This window comes from Ligilactobacillus apodemi DSM 16634 = JCM 16172, from assembly GCF_001434405.1.
In the GTDB taxonomy this organism is placed as follows: domain Bacteria; phylum Bacillota; class Bacilli; order Lactobacillales; family Lactobacillaceae; genus Ligilactobacillus; species Ligilactobacillus apodemi.
Genome location: NZ_AZFT01000043.1, coordinates 87,395 through 104,724 on the forward strand (window position 1 = coordinate 87,395; position 17,330 = coordinate 104,724).

Below are 17,330 nucleotides of genomic sequence, written 5' to 3' on the forward strand. Positions count from 1 at the left end.
CCCATAACGAAAATAAAATCATATAACAAATTATGATAGATAATGCTAACCACACATTGTAATCGGAAGCCTGAAAAACATTATTTGGCGTTATTGATTTTGTAATATCAATTACAGAATGTTACTCAGAATATATTTTAAGCCATTAGATTTAAAAATCCGCTCACCCTTTATGTAATAAACTACGTCATAAACCGAAGTATCTCTAAAATAAAAAAATGCGATGAATAGGTTTACGGTAAAAATACAGGTTAGTAACAGAACGGTAATTGCAAGCACACTAAGCAATCTACCATAAAAGTACTCATTTCTTGTAACTGGGCTAGTTAATATAAGATTCAGGCGTTTACTTTCAAAATCTTTAGCTATTTCAGCAGCGATAACTATCGGGAAAATAACTATCAGTAACCCCAATCCGCGTAAAGAAAGGACACTACTCAGATAGCCAGTAAAAGTATTTAAAGTTAGTGGTTGAACATCTTTTCTTAAATAGATATTATTTAAAGTATAAATTTTTTCAGAGTGATCTTTTTGTTGTGCTAATTGCATATTTTCAATACTAGGTTCATTTTTCCATTCAGTATGATTCTTTTCAGAAATAGAGGTTATTAAAAATAGAGATATTACAGACATGATCACCAAATAAAACAACCAAACTTTACTTTTAAAGAATCGAAATATCTCTGCTTTAAAGACTTCTTTCATAATTTAATCCCCCAGATAATATTCATGATAGATATGTTCAAGTGACAGTGTTTTCTCTGAAAAGTTAAATATCTCAACGCCTAACTTACGTAATTCATTGAGTAGATCGGTAAATTTATTAATACTGATATCTACTAGCTTATATGTTGCACATTTTTCAGCATACACGACCGTATAACTATATTGTGAGAAAATTTCATATTGCAAGTATTGGAAATATTTATTGATAATCTTTTTAAATAGTTCATATGATTATTAATATTAATTTCATCTATGAGGTTGCTTTCGCTATATGTGTTTATTAATTTATGAACTTTATGTAAATCATGCTCCGTAAAATCAGAAGTACTTAATATATATTCATCACTATGCCCATCTAAATATTAATTGGGCAATTTCATATATGTTTTCCGAAACTTCAAATGACTCAACAGTTTCAGGAAAATATAAAATTTCTTTGGTCCCATCTTTATATAGTTTCATAAGTGTCATCCCCTAAGATTGTTGTTGACCTAATTATATGCTTGGGTCAATGATTTCACAAGCTTTATAAATACTAATTTATTTTATGAAAATAAGTGATAATTAAAAAATTTCAGTGTTTTTATATAGATTTGCTAATAGATCAATAAATAGGTAAAATCTAGCCATAAACTAACAACAGCGCCCATCAAAATGAGATGGGCGCTGTTGTTAGTTATTGTAAAAACTTAGGAATCAAGTAATCACGCCGATTCTTAGGCTTAGTTAGACCGGTGTGCTTTTGATTAACGGTCAAGGTGACCAGTAACATTGTGTCAATTAACGAGCTCCGTTTACGGTAAGCCGTGTATTTCGAACTCCATTTAGTAACATATTTGTTCTTATATGAGCGTAGACCTTGGAAAGCATAAAAACGATCACCATATTCAAAGATGATCCGTGCAACCCTTTCACCAATAAAACTAAAGCGAGATTCACCCACATTTGAAAGAGGTGCCATCCCCATGTCAAAGTACTCATAGCCTTGTTCTTTACCATACTCAAATAAACTGATAAAGATCTTATCCATGATTCCAGATGGTGCGTCTTGGCTATGACGCATTAAATCAATCGACAGTGTCTTTTCGTCCATCGGCATCATCGAAGCAAACGCCACTATCTTACCAGCTTGATCTTTGACCACACAAACTGGCGCTTTTTCAAGATAATCTTTATCAAAGAATCCCAAAGAAAAGCCTTTTTCGTTTTGTTTGCCTAACCAACTATCAGAAACCTGCTTTAACTCTGCCATCACGGCATCACTATATGGTGGTGTGATAAAAGAAAAATCATAGCCTTCGCGCTCAAATTTATTCATTAAAGCACGTTGCGCCCGGCGCTTCTTACCTTGCAAGGTAAAATCGCTTAGTTTGATCAAGCCTTCTTCCCCCGTCTTAATGAAGTCAAAGCCATATTCATGCAAGAGCATCGTAAAGTCTTCATTTATCTCATAGAAGACAAGTTGATAGTCATAATTATCGGCATCATCCATAAAGGCTTGAACCGCAGCTTGGAAATATGTTTCGTCTCCGACTGGTTCACCCATGATAATCAATTTATTTGTCTTGATCCGATACATGAAAAAGACCTTATCTTCTCCATCTTGGCTGTAAAAATAGATATTTTTATCTTGTAAAAAGGCTAAGTGACTTACTTCATTGCCACCAAATTTTTCGATCACATTTTTAACCCGTTCTGCCGAAAAATCCCAATTTGCCAACAGATCATTGCCACCACAAAGATAATTATTAATCAGTAACAATACTAATGCGGCGATCAATAACCCGATAAAGCCAGAAAACCAAATGCTTTGTGCGGGAAATAATAAGATCGAAGGAATCCGGTGATGATGAATATAACCCGGGGAATTTATCACCCCAACAATGGCATACAAGAAAAATGTCCCCACAAAAATCGAGCCATCAACGATTCTTTGCGTGATCGAATAACGTAATTGTTTACGATATAACTCTTTACGTGATAAGATGACCATCACTAAAACGACCCCTAAAAAGAGCGCTAAAGTTGGGGTGTACACGCGCCAAAGCGTATTGCCGATTCCGACAAGTAAAATTACCAACGTTGGCCAATAAGCTTTTTTCACCTTGGCTTGAATCCCTCGTGCCATCCCTAATAACAGAAAGGCAAAAACAATATCTGTCATTTGATTAATAAACAAAAAGGTATATGGATACAAGTTAGCCAAAACCGAATTAGAATACGCCCAATTTGGAACCGCTGCTTCTAACAAGAGTAAGATCCCAGAAGTATATAGGAATAATGTTACTAAAAAATGGGCCGTTTTTTGAAGTAACATTCGAGGAACACCATTTAATTTTTGATTGAATTGCGCCCCCATATAGTGACTAAATAAGCCCACTCCGATTCCAAAAGGAACGATATAGTAAAATAACCGGAAAAATAGCAACCATACAACAGCTGTTTCGGTGCTGACGCCAAAAGGTAGCAAACCAAGCATCATAAAGACATCAAATGATCCTAGACCACCAGGCACCATTGATACGATCCCTAAAACTGATCCCGTAAAATATAGCGCTAAAACTGCTGCATAATTAGTATGTATCCCTAAAATTTTGCCGATCAATAAGAAAAAGGCTGCGGCAAAGCCCCATTCAAGTAACGAACCTAAAACTAAGATTATTTCTCGACGCAGTGTTAGGTCCTTGAAAAAATCGCCACGTTTTATTTTAGTCGTCAAAAATATGATCGGAAAATACAAGCCACCACCGACTAACCAGATCCAATAACGTCGTAAATGAATACCTAAGTCAAGGCCATAGATCAACCCTAACGAGACCCAACAATAAATTGAAAGTCCAGCCAATAAAAAGAGTGCTATTTTGGAAAGTGCATAAACGACCTGCTTTTTACTAGCATTTTTATGATAAAAGTCGGCTCGTAAAGCAGCCCCTAAAAAACCACCAAACCCGGCAATATTTGTGGCAGTATTGGTGATCCAGCCACTGCGCACAATATACCAAGTACTGTATTTATCTGGTAAAAATTTTACGATCGAAAAATCATAGATCAACATCGGGCAAACTGCGATCACCCCAAAAATTAGCATAGTTAAAGTGCTTAATAGGGACTGATCAGATAAGCCTGCACCAACTTGATACCAGTCGATCTCTCTAAAAATTCGACTAACTTCAACGGTTACAAAGATCACGACTGAAAGCACAAAAATTAATTTAATAATAGTCGCTCTTTTTTCAACGAAGCTTTTTATCTGTTCAAAGATTTGCTTCATTTTGCGAAACCCTCCTCTAAATTCATACTTTTTAATTATACCATAGAAGCTTGATTTCCTGGGTTTTCGATCATTTTCGCGCCATTTACTAAAAAAATCGGTCAAATGACCGATTTTTTGTTAAGCTTGCCAATTTTCAAGTGGTCCTAACGGAATTATTGGGTGGTAATTATGAACCTTGATCTGTTCAAAATTAACCGTTTCAGCCACCGTTTTTGTCTGATAGAGTCGCCGTGCATATGCCCATAAATGAGGATAATCTACTAAGCGACGTAAATTGCAGTGGTCGCGCTCATAATAAACAATATCAAATCTAACAAGTGTCGGTAACAAGCGCCAGTCACTCTCGACAGGAATATCATCTGTCAACAAATATTTCTGCTTACTTAACCGTGACTCTAACTCGTCTAAGACCGAAAATACATTTTTAACAGCCGTTTCATACGTGGCTTGTGTTTGTGTTTTAGCACTACTTACTTTACTAAGCTGTCCAATCAGTGATTTATCCAAATAGGCATTTAATTCATCGATCTGTGGACGTAAAGCTTCTGGATAATAGTCGACTTGATCACCCGTTAGCTCATCAAAAGCCGTTTCTAACATACGCATAATATCCGCCGATTCATTATTAACGATCTGGTTGGTTTCTTTATCCCATAGAACAGGAACACTTGCGACCCCAGTATAATCCGGTTTTGCTTTTACATAAACACCAGCAATATGTCTTGCATCTAAGACTGGATCAGCTCCAGCAGAAAATTTCCAACCATCATCGCCTTTGATCGGGTCAGTAACTGAAAGCCCAATGTAGTCTTGCAAACCTTTCAGACTCCACATGATCAAAGCGCGACTAGCCCAGGGACAAGCATATGAAACATAAAGCTGATAGCGTCCCTTTTGAGCTTTAAAACCGCCTTTTCCCGTTGGCCCCGCCGAACCATCAGGTGTGACCCAGTTACGAAAAGATCCATCAGCCTTGATTCCTTCATTTTTCAAAGCGGCTAACGTTTTATCTTGCCATTTTCCTTTTACTAAGATCCCCATTTTTTCATCGCCCTTTCTTTTGCAAAGCATACTATACTTAGATTATACAATGAACTTTTAGTAAGCTAAGCACACATTGCTCATGAAAATAAAAAAAGAGCGTGCCTCGAAATGAGACACGCTCTTTAAGAATTAAACTGAAATCAAATCAGCCGAGAAACTCTTATTTAAGAGTAACTTTAGCGCCAACTTCTTCAAGTTTAGCTTGGATTTCTTCAGCTTCTTCTTTAGCAACGCCTTCTTTGATAACGGAAGGAGCGCCATCAACTAAGCCCTTAGCATCTTTCAAGCCAAGACCTGTGATATCCTTAACAGCTTTGATAACTTTAACCTTGCCAGCACCTGCGTCTGTCAATTCAACATCAAATTCGCTCTTTTCTTCTGCAGCGCCTGCAGCTGCACCTGCAGCTGCAACTGGAGCAGCAGCAGAAACACCGAATTCTTCTTCGATAGCTTTTACTAAGTCGTTTAATTCAAGAATGCTAGCTTCTTTTAAGTCAGCAATGATCTTTTCTGTATCTAAGGCCATTTTAAAATCCTCCATTTTATAGGTAATATTTATATATATATTTATGCGATCAAGACGCGCGCATTAAGCTGCATCGTCTTCTTTGCTGTCGGCAACTGCCTTGACAGCGTATGCGAAGTTGCGAACTGGTGCTTGCAATACGGAAAGCAACATAGAAAGCATACCTTCGCGGTTTGGTAATTTTGCAAGAGCGTGGATTTCTTCCAAGGTAACAACCTTGCCTTCAATCATACCACCCTTGATTTCCAAAGCTTCATGATCTTCTGCGAATTTAGATAAGATACGAGCTGGAGCTGTAACATCTTCATCAGCAAAAGCAACAGCAGTAGGACCTGAGAATGTATCATCAAGACCTTCATAACCTGCTTTATCAGCAGCACGCTTCAAGTATGTGTTCTTGATAACACGCATTTCAACGCCTGCTTCACGTAATTCTTTACGTAAGTTAGTAACTTCTTCAACCGTTAAACCACGGTAGTCAACTACGACAACAGAACTTGCCTTTTCAAATTTTTCAACAACTTCTTCAACGATCGCAGCTTTCTTAGCGATAATTTCTTTACTCAATTGATTCACCTCCTAGTCGTTGTGTCGAAACTTTTTTAAAATAAAAAAGCTCCATGTCCACCAAGACACAGAGAGAATAACCGTACATTACTCCTCGGCAGGATATTAAGGCTTGCGCCACCTGAGTCTTAGGTAGAATCATATATTGACCTTTAGTATATTATCACGCAATAGGTCGTGCGTCAAGTAAATTTGCAAAATAAATTTCGAAACTACTTTTAGCCGAAAAATCGTTACTTACAATTACAATGCTTACTTGACCTTTTGGTAGTCCCCAGCATTTAGACAAATTACTGCTTCACCTGTTTTTCAATTCTCTAGTACCAGTAGAACTATTTTTTCTCAAACCCTTTTGCGTATGAGAATTTATAACCTGTATCTTTATTTATGCTATCCTTAAATCCAATTTCTTGAAAATTAGGGATAAATACATGGAAGTCTTTAAAATCAGTAGTTTTATCAAGTGAAATTGCTTTAATTCTGTTGCCCATAGGAACCACATCATTTTCATTTCTAAAAATCGCCTCAACTTCATAATAAATTTTAGCGGTGTCTGATTTTTTTAAATAGTTGCTAACTTTATCTTCAAAATAGAGCTGACCATGATCATTTTTTTATTACAATTTGCACGCTTAAATTGAGTATAAATATTATATTTATTTTTTGTTCCTTTTTTCTCTTTTGTAAATTGTACTGGGACGTGTGGAATACAATCAAAAAAATCATAGGCTAGCAGATGTCCCTTATGAATAATATCATTTCCGATATTAATATCTTTATTCTTCGTAACCTTAACAGGGTATCTTTTATTTTCTATACACTTTTTAGTACTACAAGAAATTGTATTGTGTGAAATTAACCTAGTACTAGGATTTACTAAAGTTACTTTCCAACCCAAATTTTTTCCTTCTGGTGAATCCAATTCTTCATTAAATTTCAAATTTTCTATAAAATTTCTATCTGAGTCTAGCAACAACTTATTTTCCATACCCAATTCAAAATATCTACCTTTAGAGATATATTCAATTGTTTTTATATCATCTTTTTCAAATAATCTACAAAAATCTTCACTCTCAAACTTACCATCACTAATTTCTGCTAGGATCTCACTGACATCTTTTCCAAAACCTATACACTTGATCTCATTTTCCATAGTAATTCCCCTTTTTATTATTCCAAATCTTCTGTTTTATAAGTGTTATAGCCTTCATAGTAATACGAAACATCAATTCCCTTGAAAAAACTTTCCTTACTCAGATCATCCGTCAAATTATTTTGTAAAAGATATTTAAGTTCACCAGTCGAAATAGGACTGCGCTTCATCGCATTTAAGTATTCAGTTTTATCGATCTTATTCCAGTCTACGATCTTACCTAATTTAGCTCGTAACAGATTATCTAGCCACAAGCGCGTACTACGCCCGTTTCCTTCACGAAAAGGATGCGCAATATTCATATCAGCATACTTATCAATGATTTCATCAAAATTTTCTTGCGGTAACTTATCAATATACTCCAATGACTGAACTAAAAACATCCGCGGGGCAAAAGCAAAATCATCTTTCGCAAGATTAACATCTCTGATCTTTCCCGCAAAGTGATAAATATCTTGAAATAAGTACTGATGAATTGCCGCCAATTCCTTAAAGGTCCCTACTTCAAACTCGAAAAGTTTTCCCGTCTCGATCAACTGTTTAGCTCGCTTTTTAGTCAGCAATTCTTCTTTTAGCTTAAGTTCTGCTTGATTTTTGATGCCCAGTTTATTCTCTAGTACCATATTGATCTTCTCTATTCTTCCTTGCCCTAGGTTGTTAGATATCAGCCAATTTCATCAAAGCTTCAGTCGTAACTCTTGAAACATTTACATTATTTTCCACGGCCCAGTCATTCAAATAATCCGGAATAGTAATATTTTTCCTGACTGTTTTTGAATGCCTTTTTAACCATTGTGACATATTTACAGATACAAAAATAACTCGCTCATTTTGTTTTAAAGACCAATCAGTTGGATCTTGGGGAGTCGGGTAATCTTCACCTGCAATCATCGTTGCAATCGCATCTTCAGCCCAATAAGCAACTTCTGATAAAGTTTCCCCCTGTGTCACCATCCCTGGAATATTAGGAGATGTAGCAACAAAATAATGTCCATCATCATTATATTCACTAACAATAATCGGATATACTAATCTTTTATTTTTCATACTTAATTGAGAAATAACGATAAACCCAAGATTCTATCACTTAAGTCCAGCTTGTTTTAAAATGGCTTCTTGTGTTCCTTTTTTCAGCTCTTTGGCGAGCACTGGAACTTCAGTCATTCTTCCATCTGGATGAGCAAAGCGTCTATGCCCACCTGTTTTGGAAATTTCGATAAAACCAGCTTGTTTTAATTTTCGAATCATTTTTTCAGGTTTCATCGTCATTCTCAATCCACCTCCTCATTTTTATACTTATATAATACACATCAAATATCATAAAAACAAATAAGTTGCCCTAATTTAGCAACAAAAAAAGCCGTGGTCAATTGACCACAGCTTTTAAGCGGTAAACTTATTCTTATAATGAGTTTACGTCAAGTGTAACACTTGGTCCAAATGTTGATGCCAAGGAAACATGCTTGATGTATGTTCCTTTAACAGCAGCTGGACGTAATTTAGCAATTGTATCGTAGATTGCTTGGAAGTTGCCAACTAAAGCAGCTTCGTCAAATGATACTTTACCAACTGGCACGTGTACGTTACCGTCACGGTCTGTACGGTATGTTACTTGACCGCTCTTAGCGTCAGAAACAGCTTTAGCAACGTCCATTGTAACTGTACCAGTCTTAGGGTTTGGCATTAAGCCTTTAGGTCCAAGAACACGACCTAAACGACCAACTTGTGCCATCATATCTGGTGTTGCGATTGCAACGTCAAAGTCCAACCAGCCATCTTGGATACGTGCAACTAAGTCATCGTCACCGACAACGTCTGCACCTGCATCCTTAGCTTCTTGAGCCTTTGCACCTTTAGCAAATACAACAACTGTTTGTTCTTTACCTGTACCGTTTGGTAAAACTAAAGCACCACGTAATTGTTGGTCTGCTTGTTTTGTATCTAAGTTTAAGTTAAATGCTACTTCAACAGTTGCATCAAAGTTAGCAAAGTCGATTTCTTTAACTAAAGCAACAGCTTCGTTAGCTGTATATGCTTTGTCTGCTTCAACTTTTTTAGCAGCTTCTAAATATTTCTTGCTTTTCTTTTTAGCCATTAGTGAGTTCCTCCTTGCAAAATGTGGTCTATCGGATATACCTCCCACTTGACAGATCTGCTTTCACAGAAGTGTCCGTCTGAGAAGCATGGCCGTAGAAATTAGTCTTCTACAACAAAGCCCATGCTTCGTGCAGTACCTTCAATCATGCGCATAGCAGCTTCTACGTCTGCAGCGTTTAGATCTTGCATTTTTGATTCAGCGATTTCCTTAACTTGTGCTTTTGTGACTGTAGCAACTTTGTTTGTGTTAGGTTCGCCGGAGCCTTTTTCTACACCAGCAGCTTTCTTAAGTAAAACTGCAGCAGGCGGTGTCTTTGTAACGAAATCGAATGAACGATCTTCGTAAACACTGATAACAACTGGGATGATCATACCAGCTTGGTCAGCTGTACGAGCGTTGAATTCCTTTGTGAATCCCATGATGTTGATACCTGCTTGACCTAAAGCAGGACCTACTGGTGGAGCTGGAGTTGCTTTACCAGCAGGAATTTGTAATTTAACAACGTTGATTACGTTTTTTGCCACGGGTCATTCCTCCTTATTCCGTGTGTGGTACGGATGGTCAGCATATTTGACCTCCCACGTTAATATGCTAAAAGCATACTTATAAAATATAACACGCTTTTTTGTAAAAAACAATATCTTACCTAATTTTTTTCAAAGGCTCGTTTAGCTTGCTTACCAAATAAAAACAAACCAATTGCGCGATCAACTTCTTTATTTTCATGTAGCATCGAATGTGAGGCGTGTTTGGCAGTCACAACTAACTCATAATACGTCTGTGTTCCTAATAAGTAACGCAAGCTTAACGCCGAATCAACTGAGACTGAACCATCTGAAGCCGTTCCGTTTTTTAAATCCCCTGCAATATTTAAAAAGGCTGTTTCGGGTGAAATAAAGTACCGATGACGTTTGATATTTTTAAAAAGCGGGGTCATATCAAGGGGACCATACTTAGTTAACGGCCGATATTCGATCTCTTTACCATCGCGCCCAACTTCTTGATCATTAAACGGTACACCTAAAGTCACAACTTTATCAACATGGGACACTTGATTTGAACTACCATACTTACTCAAGTAGTTCAAAACACTGACTCCTCCCATTGAATGGGCGATCACATTGACGTGTTCGATACTGTGATGATTTTTCAGACAGTTCATCAAGCGCCACAGCCAATTAGTTTGATGCATGACCGACATGCGATTACTATCAAATAAAACTTGGATCAAAGCGCCTGGGACTGCGGGATCACCCCTGATCGCTAATGTTCCATCGGCTTTGATCGTGATCACTGCGCTTTTTTGGCCCCAGCCATAACTTTCAAAGCGCTTGATCATTAAGCCCGCTGATAGACGCGTCCCCGCATAGCCGTGAATAAACACCGTTGGAACTTGATTTTTTATCGTCAGTTCATTGTTTTTAGCGCTTGGTTGTGCTAATTTATGCCATGCTAATGCGCCAATTATGCCACCTGTGGTTAGCAGACCTAAGTTAATTTTTTTTAGCACTTATTTCACCTCATTTAAAAAAAGAACCACAGCGATTGCTGTAGCCCCTTTACTTAAATTAAACTAGTCGTTTTACTTGATCAAAGTTCAATTCCGCCATTGTTTCACGGCCAAACATATCGATCAAGACGCGAACTTTCATCTTTTCAGCGTCGATCTCTGTGATCTTACCGACCATGTCAGCAAAAGCACCTTCTGTGATCGTTACTGCATCCCCAACTTCAGCATCAAAATCAGCTTGTTGTTGTTCGTTTGCTTCAAGTTGATCCAAGATATGTTGGATTTCTTCGTCAAGTAATGGAGCTGGTTTACTACCGGCACCGTGTGAACCAACAAATCCAGTTACACCTGGCGTGTTACGCACAACATACCATGATTGGTCTGTCATGACCATTTCCACTAAAACATAACCCGGGAAAGTTTTTAGTGTTTCCACTTTTTCCTTACCTGTCTTAGTCTTTTCAACCTTTTCTTCTTCTGGTACAACAACTCTAAAGATGTAATCTTCCATCCCCATTGATTGTGCCCGGGATTCTAAGTTCGTCTTAACTTTGTTTTCATAACCAGCATATGTGTGCAACACATACCATTTTTTTTCAAATGAATCAGCCATTAGATAAATCTCCTTTATATTAAAATTCTAAACATTAACTGCAAAATAAAAAAACTCCGACGGACGCGAAGCTTTTACTCAAGACAATTGTAACAAAAAAAGACTGGCAAGACCAGTCTTTTAAGTGATACTAGACCAATAAATTGATCAACGCTTGGGCAGCGTAGTCAACTACACCAAAGAAGGCGGCAAAAGCCAATGACAAAACAACCACGGTGGTCGTATCTCGTCTTGTTTCTTTGGCAGTTAACCAAGTCGTATCTTTCATTGTTTGAATGACACTCTTAATAAATTTCATTATTTTGACCCCCACAAACTACTTGGTTTCACGATGAATCGTATGCTTGCCACAGTATTTACAAAACTTTTTAACTTCTAAACGTTCTGCACGATTAACGTTTTCAGCGATCGAATAGTTTCTTGAACCACATTCTGAGCAAGCTAAGGCTACTTTCTTCTTAGACATTGAGCGTTTTATGCTGTATTCAATGTGTCTCCTAGAAAAATACAGCCGTTCCCTTCTAACAAAAATTTACTTAATAATCATATCAGCGACACATTTCTCTAACTGACATCTTTAACGTAAAATTCACACTATATCAGTACAACTTTATCAGTAATAGCTATAACTGTCAAATTACTCGAAGTATTTCATATTTGCCTTAGTGGCTGATTTAGTTGAAACTAATTCGGCTTGAATAATGGTCCGATCAACTTCACCAGCTTCACCTGAAGCACAGGTAACTAAAGTCAACAACTTCTTCCCGGGAACATCATAGATATACTGAACTTCACTCTTATTGACCACGGTTTTTAACGTTGTTTTATAAACATAAACCTTTTTCCCATCAGTCAAATAGATCTTGTCCCCTAGTTTAGCTTTAGCTAAGGGCCCAAACAACAAACTTTCATCGCTCATATGATGTCCGGCTAAGGCATAGTTTCCTTCAGCCCCCATTTTTTGATCTTCTTTCATCGTTCCAGCCCCACGGACTAGATCTTCATTATTAAGTCCCGCAAAGATCGGCAACTTCAGCCCGACACTTGGAATCGCGATTTTACCAATTGCATCCGATTTTTCACCGGTCGCCGCACTCACAACCAGCTGGTTGTCAACAGCTGTGATCTTCTTAAAGTCATAGTTGGCTTTTTTCGAGCTCGAACTTGAGCTCACAATCTTGCTGCTGACCGCCGAATTGGTCATTTGATTTACAAGGGCATTTTTGATCTGTCGGTTAAAGATCAACGCCAAGCCCACCACCAAAAGCACGACTACTAAAAAATATTTTAGAAACTTTTTCATTATTTTTCCCCTTATTATTTAAAGTTAAAATTTCCGCTTAATATAAAATGGTGCGTATTCTTTTTTCGTCACTTGTCCAACAACTTCTTCGGTCGAACCGATCAATAACCTTTGATCATCAGGCAACAGTGAGGTTGCACTTTCAGCAATTTCGACTACTGTTTCTTGCTTTTCAGTCGCTGATGTCTCGGCACTATATTCCAAGATCAACATATATTCGTAGTCACTAGCTGTGGTTAGTTTGATCCCCACTAACCACGCGCTTGTGATTTCAGGTTTTTGCTTGACCAGTCGGCGAATATGATTTTCTAATTCCAGTGTCTTATCAGTATCGAGCCGTTTTAACTTAAATTGTTTTGCTTGTTGCAATAAATTATTCACTTGGAAAATATTTTGAGCTGGGATCTTAACATTACGTGTTTGCTCATCTAATAAGACCCCCATTGCATCTGCAGCTTTTAATTCTTGAGTGATCCGTTCTAAGCCTAATGATACCGTGCTCAATTCAGAACTAGTTAGTAACTGCTCTGGCTTAGCGGTATAAGCTTGAAGATATTTTCCTTGTTCAGTCTCTTTTAAAACCGGCATCCCATATTTTAATAGGATAAATAATTTACTTTTTCCTAAAGCAATATAAAATTCCAAGGCTTTTTGTTGATCGTTTATATCAGTCAAAAAAGCATCGAGTGTTGTTAAAAGTTCTGAAGTAGTTGTCTTACTCATCCTTTTTCCTCCTCTACTAAATTTGCATGTTTTACCGCTTCGATCACAAAGTTATTTGGTTGATTAAAGTATGGATAAAAGAAGAAATCCGAAACTTGTAATTCTTCGATCGTCACTTCTTTTTGGATCGCCAACGAAAGCATGTGTAATACGCCTGATTGATCAGATTTTGAAACAATTTGAGCCCCAATGATTCGATGATTGTCTTGGTGATAAACTAGACGTAATTTTATCTTATTATTTTCTAACATGAATTCTGGGCGTTGCCATTCTTCATAGTCAACATAACTACATGGAACACCATAGCGTTCAGCTTGTGCTACCGTGATCCCCGCTGAAAAGAAATTAGTATCGTACACTCTAACCGCATTTGCCAATTGAGTCCCATTTGAGACTACTGGTTCACCAGCAATATTTTTAGCTGCGATATAAGCACCACGCATCGCATCGGAAACAGAAAAGTTTACCACTAATTCTTTTAAAATATTTGAGTACGACGTTGAACAATCACCAACCGCATAAACATCTGGATCAGATGTTTGTTGATGTTCATTTACGATATAGGCACCGTTAGTATATAACTCCAGGTGAAATCTCCCTAAAGTTGTATTGGGCAAAAAGCCCATTGTTAAGATCACCATGTCAACGGCGTGCTTACCATGATCGGTGATGATTTGAGAAATTTGTCCTTCCTTGCCTACATAAGATTGAACCTCTTCATTTAAGTTCACATTTATTCCGTGCTCAACTAATTTCTTACCGACGATTTCGCCAAATACATCGTCATAGTGTGATGACATTAATTGCGAATTGGAATCGAAAATAGTGATATTTTTATTGCGTTTCTTGATTGCTGCAGCTATTTCAACCCCAATATATCCTCCACCAATGATCGCAATATTTTTGATCGCATCTGATTCCACTCTTTTTTTGACTTCAAGCGCATCTTCAATATCTTTGATCCGATAGATACCTTGTAATTCATTACCTGAGACGCCCAGACTAACTTGTGAAGCCCCAGTTGCCAAAACTAATTTATCATAAGAAACACGGTGTGACCCCTTACTATCCCGAAAAATAACCTTTTTATTTCTAAAATCGATCGACTCGACGTTTGTATCTGTATACAATGCTGAAACTTCTTGTCGCAAGCTTTCATTATCGGTATAGAAAAATTTTTTATATGAATTGATCGTATTTTCCAATAAAAACGGCGTGCCACAATTGAGATAACCCAAATTACTTCCCTTGTCGATCATTACTATTTCAAAATCTTTGCCGCTTTTATTCAGATTACGTGCCACGGCTATTCCTGAATGATTTGCCCCGATGATAACAATTCTTTCTTTCGCCATCTCCTGCCTGCTCCTTTCCTTCCCTAAACAACTTTAATTATCCTTTTATCTTATTACGTCACAAATTCCTATGTGCCCCTATGATAAAGTAACCCCTATAAAATTTAGTAATTACTACCATACATAAATCATTATACTAAATAACCTTATCTGCTACTAGCATGTTGATACTAAAAAATATTGTACAAAACAAAAAAAGAAGAGTTTTTCAACTCCTCTTTAATTTTATTTATTTAAAATTTATTGTTTCTTTTTTGTCTTTGTAAAACTTGCCAAGCCAAACAAACTAGCGAGCATTGTTATGCCAAGCATTACCAAATTATGTTCATTTGAATCACCCATTTGTGGTAACACAGTTTCAGGTTGAGCTTTTGTTACTTGTGGCGCTGCTGAACTTTTTGCGACACTTGCTTGTTGTGGTTGTGAAACTTCAGTCACACTTGTTAGTTGTGGTTGAGCTGGTTGAACTGATTGTTCGCTTACTGGCTCAGAAACCTTCTTGTACACAACAGGGGTATCAACTGTCGCATCATTTGGTAAGACGCTTGGTATATCAGTAGTATAGCCCGGTACATCTGGTGTATCTGTTACGACCACTTTAGTTGGATCGTTAGGATCGTTCTTGTATTGTGGTGTGTTTGCACCTGAAATCTTATTACCATTTTCATCTACCGGAACGATCACACCAATTGGGCTATAAGTTACTGTCGTTTCAAGATCTTGTTGCTGTGTTGCTTGTCCTAAAACAACAGCTTTATCTGCTACATAATCTTCAATAACCGGAACTTTTACATCAGTGTAACTATCCTTATCGGCAAGCCATGTTTCGTTAGAATTCAAGACTTCCCCTGTCACTTTATCAATGATCAAGGTACGTGTCCAGGTTGATGTTTGCACATCATCTTCCCGCAACTTATTGCCGTTTTTATCTACAAAGTGAACCGTTGAAGTATATTCTTTCGAATATTCATCTGTTGCCGGCCATTTTGGTCCATCAGGGTCGTTAGGATTGATTGGTGTTCCTGGTTCATGTGGGTTATTTGGGCCTACTGGAACAGTCGCATGTTCTAATCTGACATAATAAACTTGGTCAGTATTATCATCGGAATCAAAGACGGGATCATTTGCCTCACTAAAGCCATCTTCCACTACTACATATCCTTTATTTACTAAATTTTCAATGCGATCCTTAGTTGAATAATCGATCGTAGTTCCTGGCATACCAGTTACAGAATCCATTTCTAAGGTTGCACCAGTTGTAGTATCAATATAAATAATTTTAGCCGTTTGTTCATTTTGAACAGGGACGTAAACAACAGGTGTATCTTTCCCTGGATTTTCAGGAGTTACACTTGGTACTTCTGGTGTGTACCCTGGAATGTCTGGCACATCAGTTTTACCACCCTTAGTTGGGTCAGTTGGGTCATTATTATATTGTGGTTGTGATACATTTGGAATTTCATTTCCATTTGGATCAACCGGAACAACTTTACCTAATGTTTTATAAACGACTGTGTCTTCTAAATCAGCTTGGACAGCATCTTTAGCCGCAACTTGACTCTTATCAGCATAGTAACCGTCTTTGACTGCTACGTTGACTACATCATATTGCGCTTTATCACTTTGCCAGCTAGCATCAGTATTCTTGATCTCACCAGTTACGGTATCAATGATCAATGTCCGGGTCCAAGTTGATGTTTGCACATTATCATCAAAGACCTTGTTGCCATTTTCATCCACAAAATGAACTGTCGAAGTATATTCTTTTGAATATTCATCTGTTGCTGGCCATTTTGGTCCATCAGGATCGTTAGGATTTACTGGCGTACCTGGTTCATGTGGGTTATTTGGTCCCACAGGAGCTTCACCATGTTTTACGATCACAGTAAAGACTTGATCAGTATTTTGATCATCATCAAAGGTTGCATCGGCTGGGAAACCATCACTTACCAAAACGTAACCCTTGTTCAATAATTCTTCAAGTTCAGTTGCTGTTGAATAATTGATCTTTTCATTAGAGCTGCCAGTAACAGTATCCGATTTGATCACACTGTAGTTACTATCTTGATCGATATAGTTGATAATAGCTTTTTGTGAATTTGCTTGGTAAACAACTTCAGTATCCTTTGTTGGATCGTTTGGTGTGACAGTTGGTGTTTCTGGTGTCTTACCAGGAATTTCTGGTACTGGTTCGTTTGGCACGACTTTCGTTGGATCATCTGGATCGTTCTTGTAATCCGGTGTTGGTACATCTGGAATCTTGTTGCCATCTGGATCAACCGGCACGATCTTACCAACTGCAGTATAGGTAACCGTCTTTTCAATGTTATCTTGCGTTACTGCTGTGCTTGGTACACTTGCTTGGTCAGCCACATAGCCATTAACAACTGGTGTTTTGACTTCATCGTAGTTGTCCTTGCTTGGGGTCCAATCAGTTG

The 17,330-nt window shown here is 37.5% G+C and carries 21 protein-coding genes, 1 pseudogene and 1 other annotated feature; all 22 genes and pseudogenes read right to left on the reverse strand.

Annotated elements, in window-relative coordinates; genetic code table 11:
* Positions 1-111: 111 nt before the first annotated feature.
* A complete protein-coding gene (locus tag FC32_RS03665; RefSeq protein ID WP_025087988.1) occupies positions 112-705 on the reverse strand; it encodes an ABC transporter permease subunit in 594 nt (197 codons plus the stop codon).
* A 3-nt stretch (positions 706-708) separates the two neighbouring features.
* A complete protein-coding gene (locus FC32_RS10895; RefSeq protein ID WP_155891509.1) occupies positions 709-912 on the reverse strand; it encodes a hypothetical protein in 204 nt (67 codons plus the stop codon).
* A gap of 490 nt (positions 913-1,402) precedes the next feature.
* Positions 1,403-3,997 carry a bifunctional lysylphosphatidylglycerol flippase/synthetase MprF gene (mprF, locus tag FC32_RS03670; protein ID WP_025088026.1) on the reverse strand — a complete coding sequence of 865 codons (2,595 nt, stop codon included), beginning with the start codon at positions 3,995-3,997 and terminating at the stop codon, positions 1,403-1,405.
* Positions 3,998-4,117: 120 nt separating this feature from the next.
* Positions 4,118-5,041, reverse strand: a complete 924-nt coding sequence (locus FC32_RS03675; RefSeq protein ID WP_056957271.1) for a glutathione S-transferase family protein — start codon at positions 5,039-5,041, stop codon at positions 4,118-4,120.
* 163 nt (positions 5,042-5,204) lie between these two features.
* On the reverse strand, positions 5,205-5,570 hold the full coding sequence (rplL, locus tag FC32_RS03680; RefSeq protein ID WP_025088027.1) for a 50S ribosomal protein L7/L12: 366 nt from the start codon (positions 5,568-5,570) through the stop codon (positions 5,205-5,207).
* A gap of 63 nt (positions 5,571-5,633) precedes the next feature.
* Positions 5,634-6,137, reverse strand: a complete 504-nt coding sequence (rplJ, locus tag FC32_RS03685; RefSeq protein ID WP_025088028.1) for a 50S ribosomal protein L10 — start codon at positions 6,135-6,137, stop codon at positions 5,634-5,636.
* A gap of 33 nt (positions 6,138-6,170) precedes the next feature.
* Positions 6,171-6,288, reverse strand: a sequence feature (ribosomal protein L10 leader region).
* A gap of 181 nt (positions 6,289-6,469) precedes the next feature.
* Positions 6,470-6,628, reverse strand: coding sequence for a hypothetical protein (locus tag FC32_RS10515; RefSeq protein WP_155891513.1), 159 nt, complete (start codon positions 6,626-6,628; stop codon positions 6,470-6,472).
* 71 nt (positions 6,629-6,699) lie between these two features.
* The gene (locus FC32_RS03690) at positions 6,700-7,290 is read right to left on the reverse strand and encodes a hypothetical protein (RefSeq protein WP_025088029.1); all 591 of its coding nucleotides are present in this window, start codon (positions 7,288-7,290) and stop codon (positions 6,700-6,702) included.
* 17 nt (positions 7,291-7,307) lie between these two features.
* The gene (gene fic, locus FC32_RS03695) at positions 7,308-7,913 is read right to left on the reverse strand and encodes a protein adenylyltransferase Fic (RefSeq protein ID WP_025088030.1); all 606 of its coding nucleotides are present in this window, start codon (positions 7,911-7,913) and stop codon (positions 7,308-7,310) included.
* 34 nt (positions 7,914-7,947) lie between these two features.
* Positions 7,948-8,337, reverse strand: coding sequence for a type II toxin-antitoxin system HicB family antitoxin (locus FC32_RS03700; protein WP_025088031.1), 390 nt, complete (start codon positions 8,335-8,337; stop codon positions 7,948-7,950).
* Between the two features lie 36 nt (positions 8,338-8,373).
* Positions 8,374-8,559 (reverse strand): type II toxin-antitoxin system HicA family toxin, encoded by a 186-nt coding sequence (locus tag FC32_RS03705; protein ID WP_025088032.1) that lies wholly within the window; start codon positions 8,557-8,559, stop codon positions 8,374-8,376.
* A gap of 133 nt (positions 8,560-8,692) precedes the next feature.
* Complete coding sequence (rplA, locus tag FC32_RS03710; RefSeq protein ID WP_025088033.1) at positions 8,693-9,385, reverse strand: 50S ribosomal protein L1; 693 nt, start codon at positions 9,383-9,385, stop codon at positions 8,693-8,695.
* 101 nt (positions 9,386-9,486) lie between these two features.
* Positions 9,487-9,912 (reverse strand): 50S ribosomal protein L11, encoded by a 426-nt coding sequence (gene rplK / locus FC32_RS03715; protein ID WP_025088034.1) that lies wholly within the window; start codon positions 9,910-9,912, stop codon positions 9,487-9,489.
* A gap of 122 nt (positions 9,913-10,034) precedes the next feature.
* Complete coding sequence (locus FC32_RS03720; protein WP_025088035.1) at positions 10,035-10,898, reverse strand: alpha/beta fold hydrolase; 864 nt, start codon at positions 10,896-10,898, stop codon at positions 10,035-10,037.
* Between the two features lie 58 nt (positions 10,899-10,956).
* Positions 10,957-11,511, reverse strand: a complete 555-nt coding sequence (gene nusG / locus FC32_RS03725) for a transcription termination/antitermination protein NusG (RefSeq protein WP_025088036.1) — start codon at positions 11,509-11,511, stop codon at positions 10,957-10,959.
* A 130-nt stretch (positions 11,512-11,641) separates the two neighbouring features.
* On the reverse strand, positions 11,642-11,809 hold the full coding sequence (gene secE / locus FC32_RS03730) for a preprotein translocase subunit SecE (protein WP_025088037.1): 168 nt from the start codon (positions 11,807-11,809) through the stop codon (positions 11,642-11,644).
* Between the two features lie 18 nt (positions 11,810-11,827).
* Positions 11,828-11,977, reverse strand: a complete 150-nt coding sequence (rpmG, locus tag FC32_RS03735) for a 50S ribosomal protein L33 (RefSeq protein ID WP_025088038.1) — start codon at positions 11,975-11,977, stop codon at positions 11,828-11,830.
* Between the two features lie 171 nt (positions 11,978-12,148).
* Positions 12,149-12,814, reverse strand: coding sequence for a class A sortase (locus tag FC32_RS03740; protein WP_025088039.1), 666 nt, complete (start codon positions 12,812-12,814; stop codon positions 12,149-12,151).
* Between the two features lie 24 nt (positions 12,815-12,838).
* Positions 12,839-13,537, reverse strand: a complete 699-nt coding sequence (locus FC32_RS03745) for an enhanced serine sensitivity protein SseB C-terminal domain-containing protein (RefSeq protein ID WP_025088040.1) — start codon at positions 13,535-13,537, stop codon at positions 12,839-12,841.
* Positions 13,534-13,980, reverse strand: a complete 447-nt coding sequence (locus FC32_RS11050; protein WP_257576913.1) for an NAD(P)/FAD-dependent oxidoreductase — start codon at positions 13,978-13,980, stop codon at positions 13,534-13,536. The genes FC32_RS03745 and FC32_RS11050 overlap by 4 nt, the downstream gene beginning before the upstream one ends.
* 63 nt (positions 13,981-14,043) lie before the next feature.
* Positions 14,044-14,895 (reverse strand): annotated as a pseudogene (locus tag FC32_RS11055) (NAD(P)/FAD-dependent oxidoreductase); the annotation flags it as partial.
* A 237-nt stretch (positions 14,896-15,132) separates the two neighbouring features.
* A partial coding sequence (locus FC32_RS10720; protein ID WP_420835863.1) for a mucin-binding protein occupies positions 15,133-17,330 on the reverse strand: 2,198 nt, incomplete at its 5' end.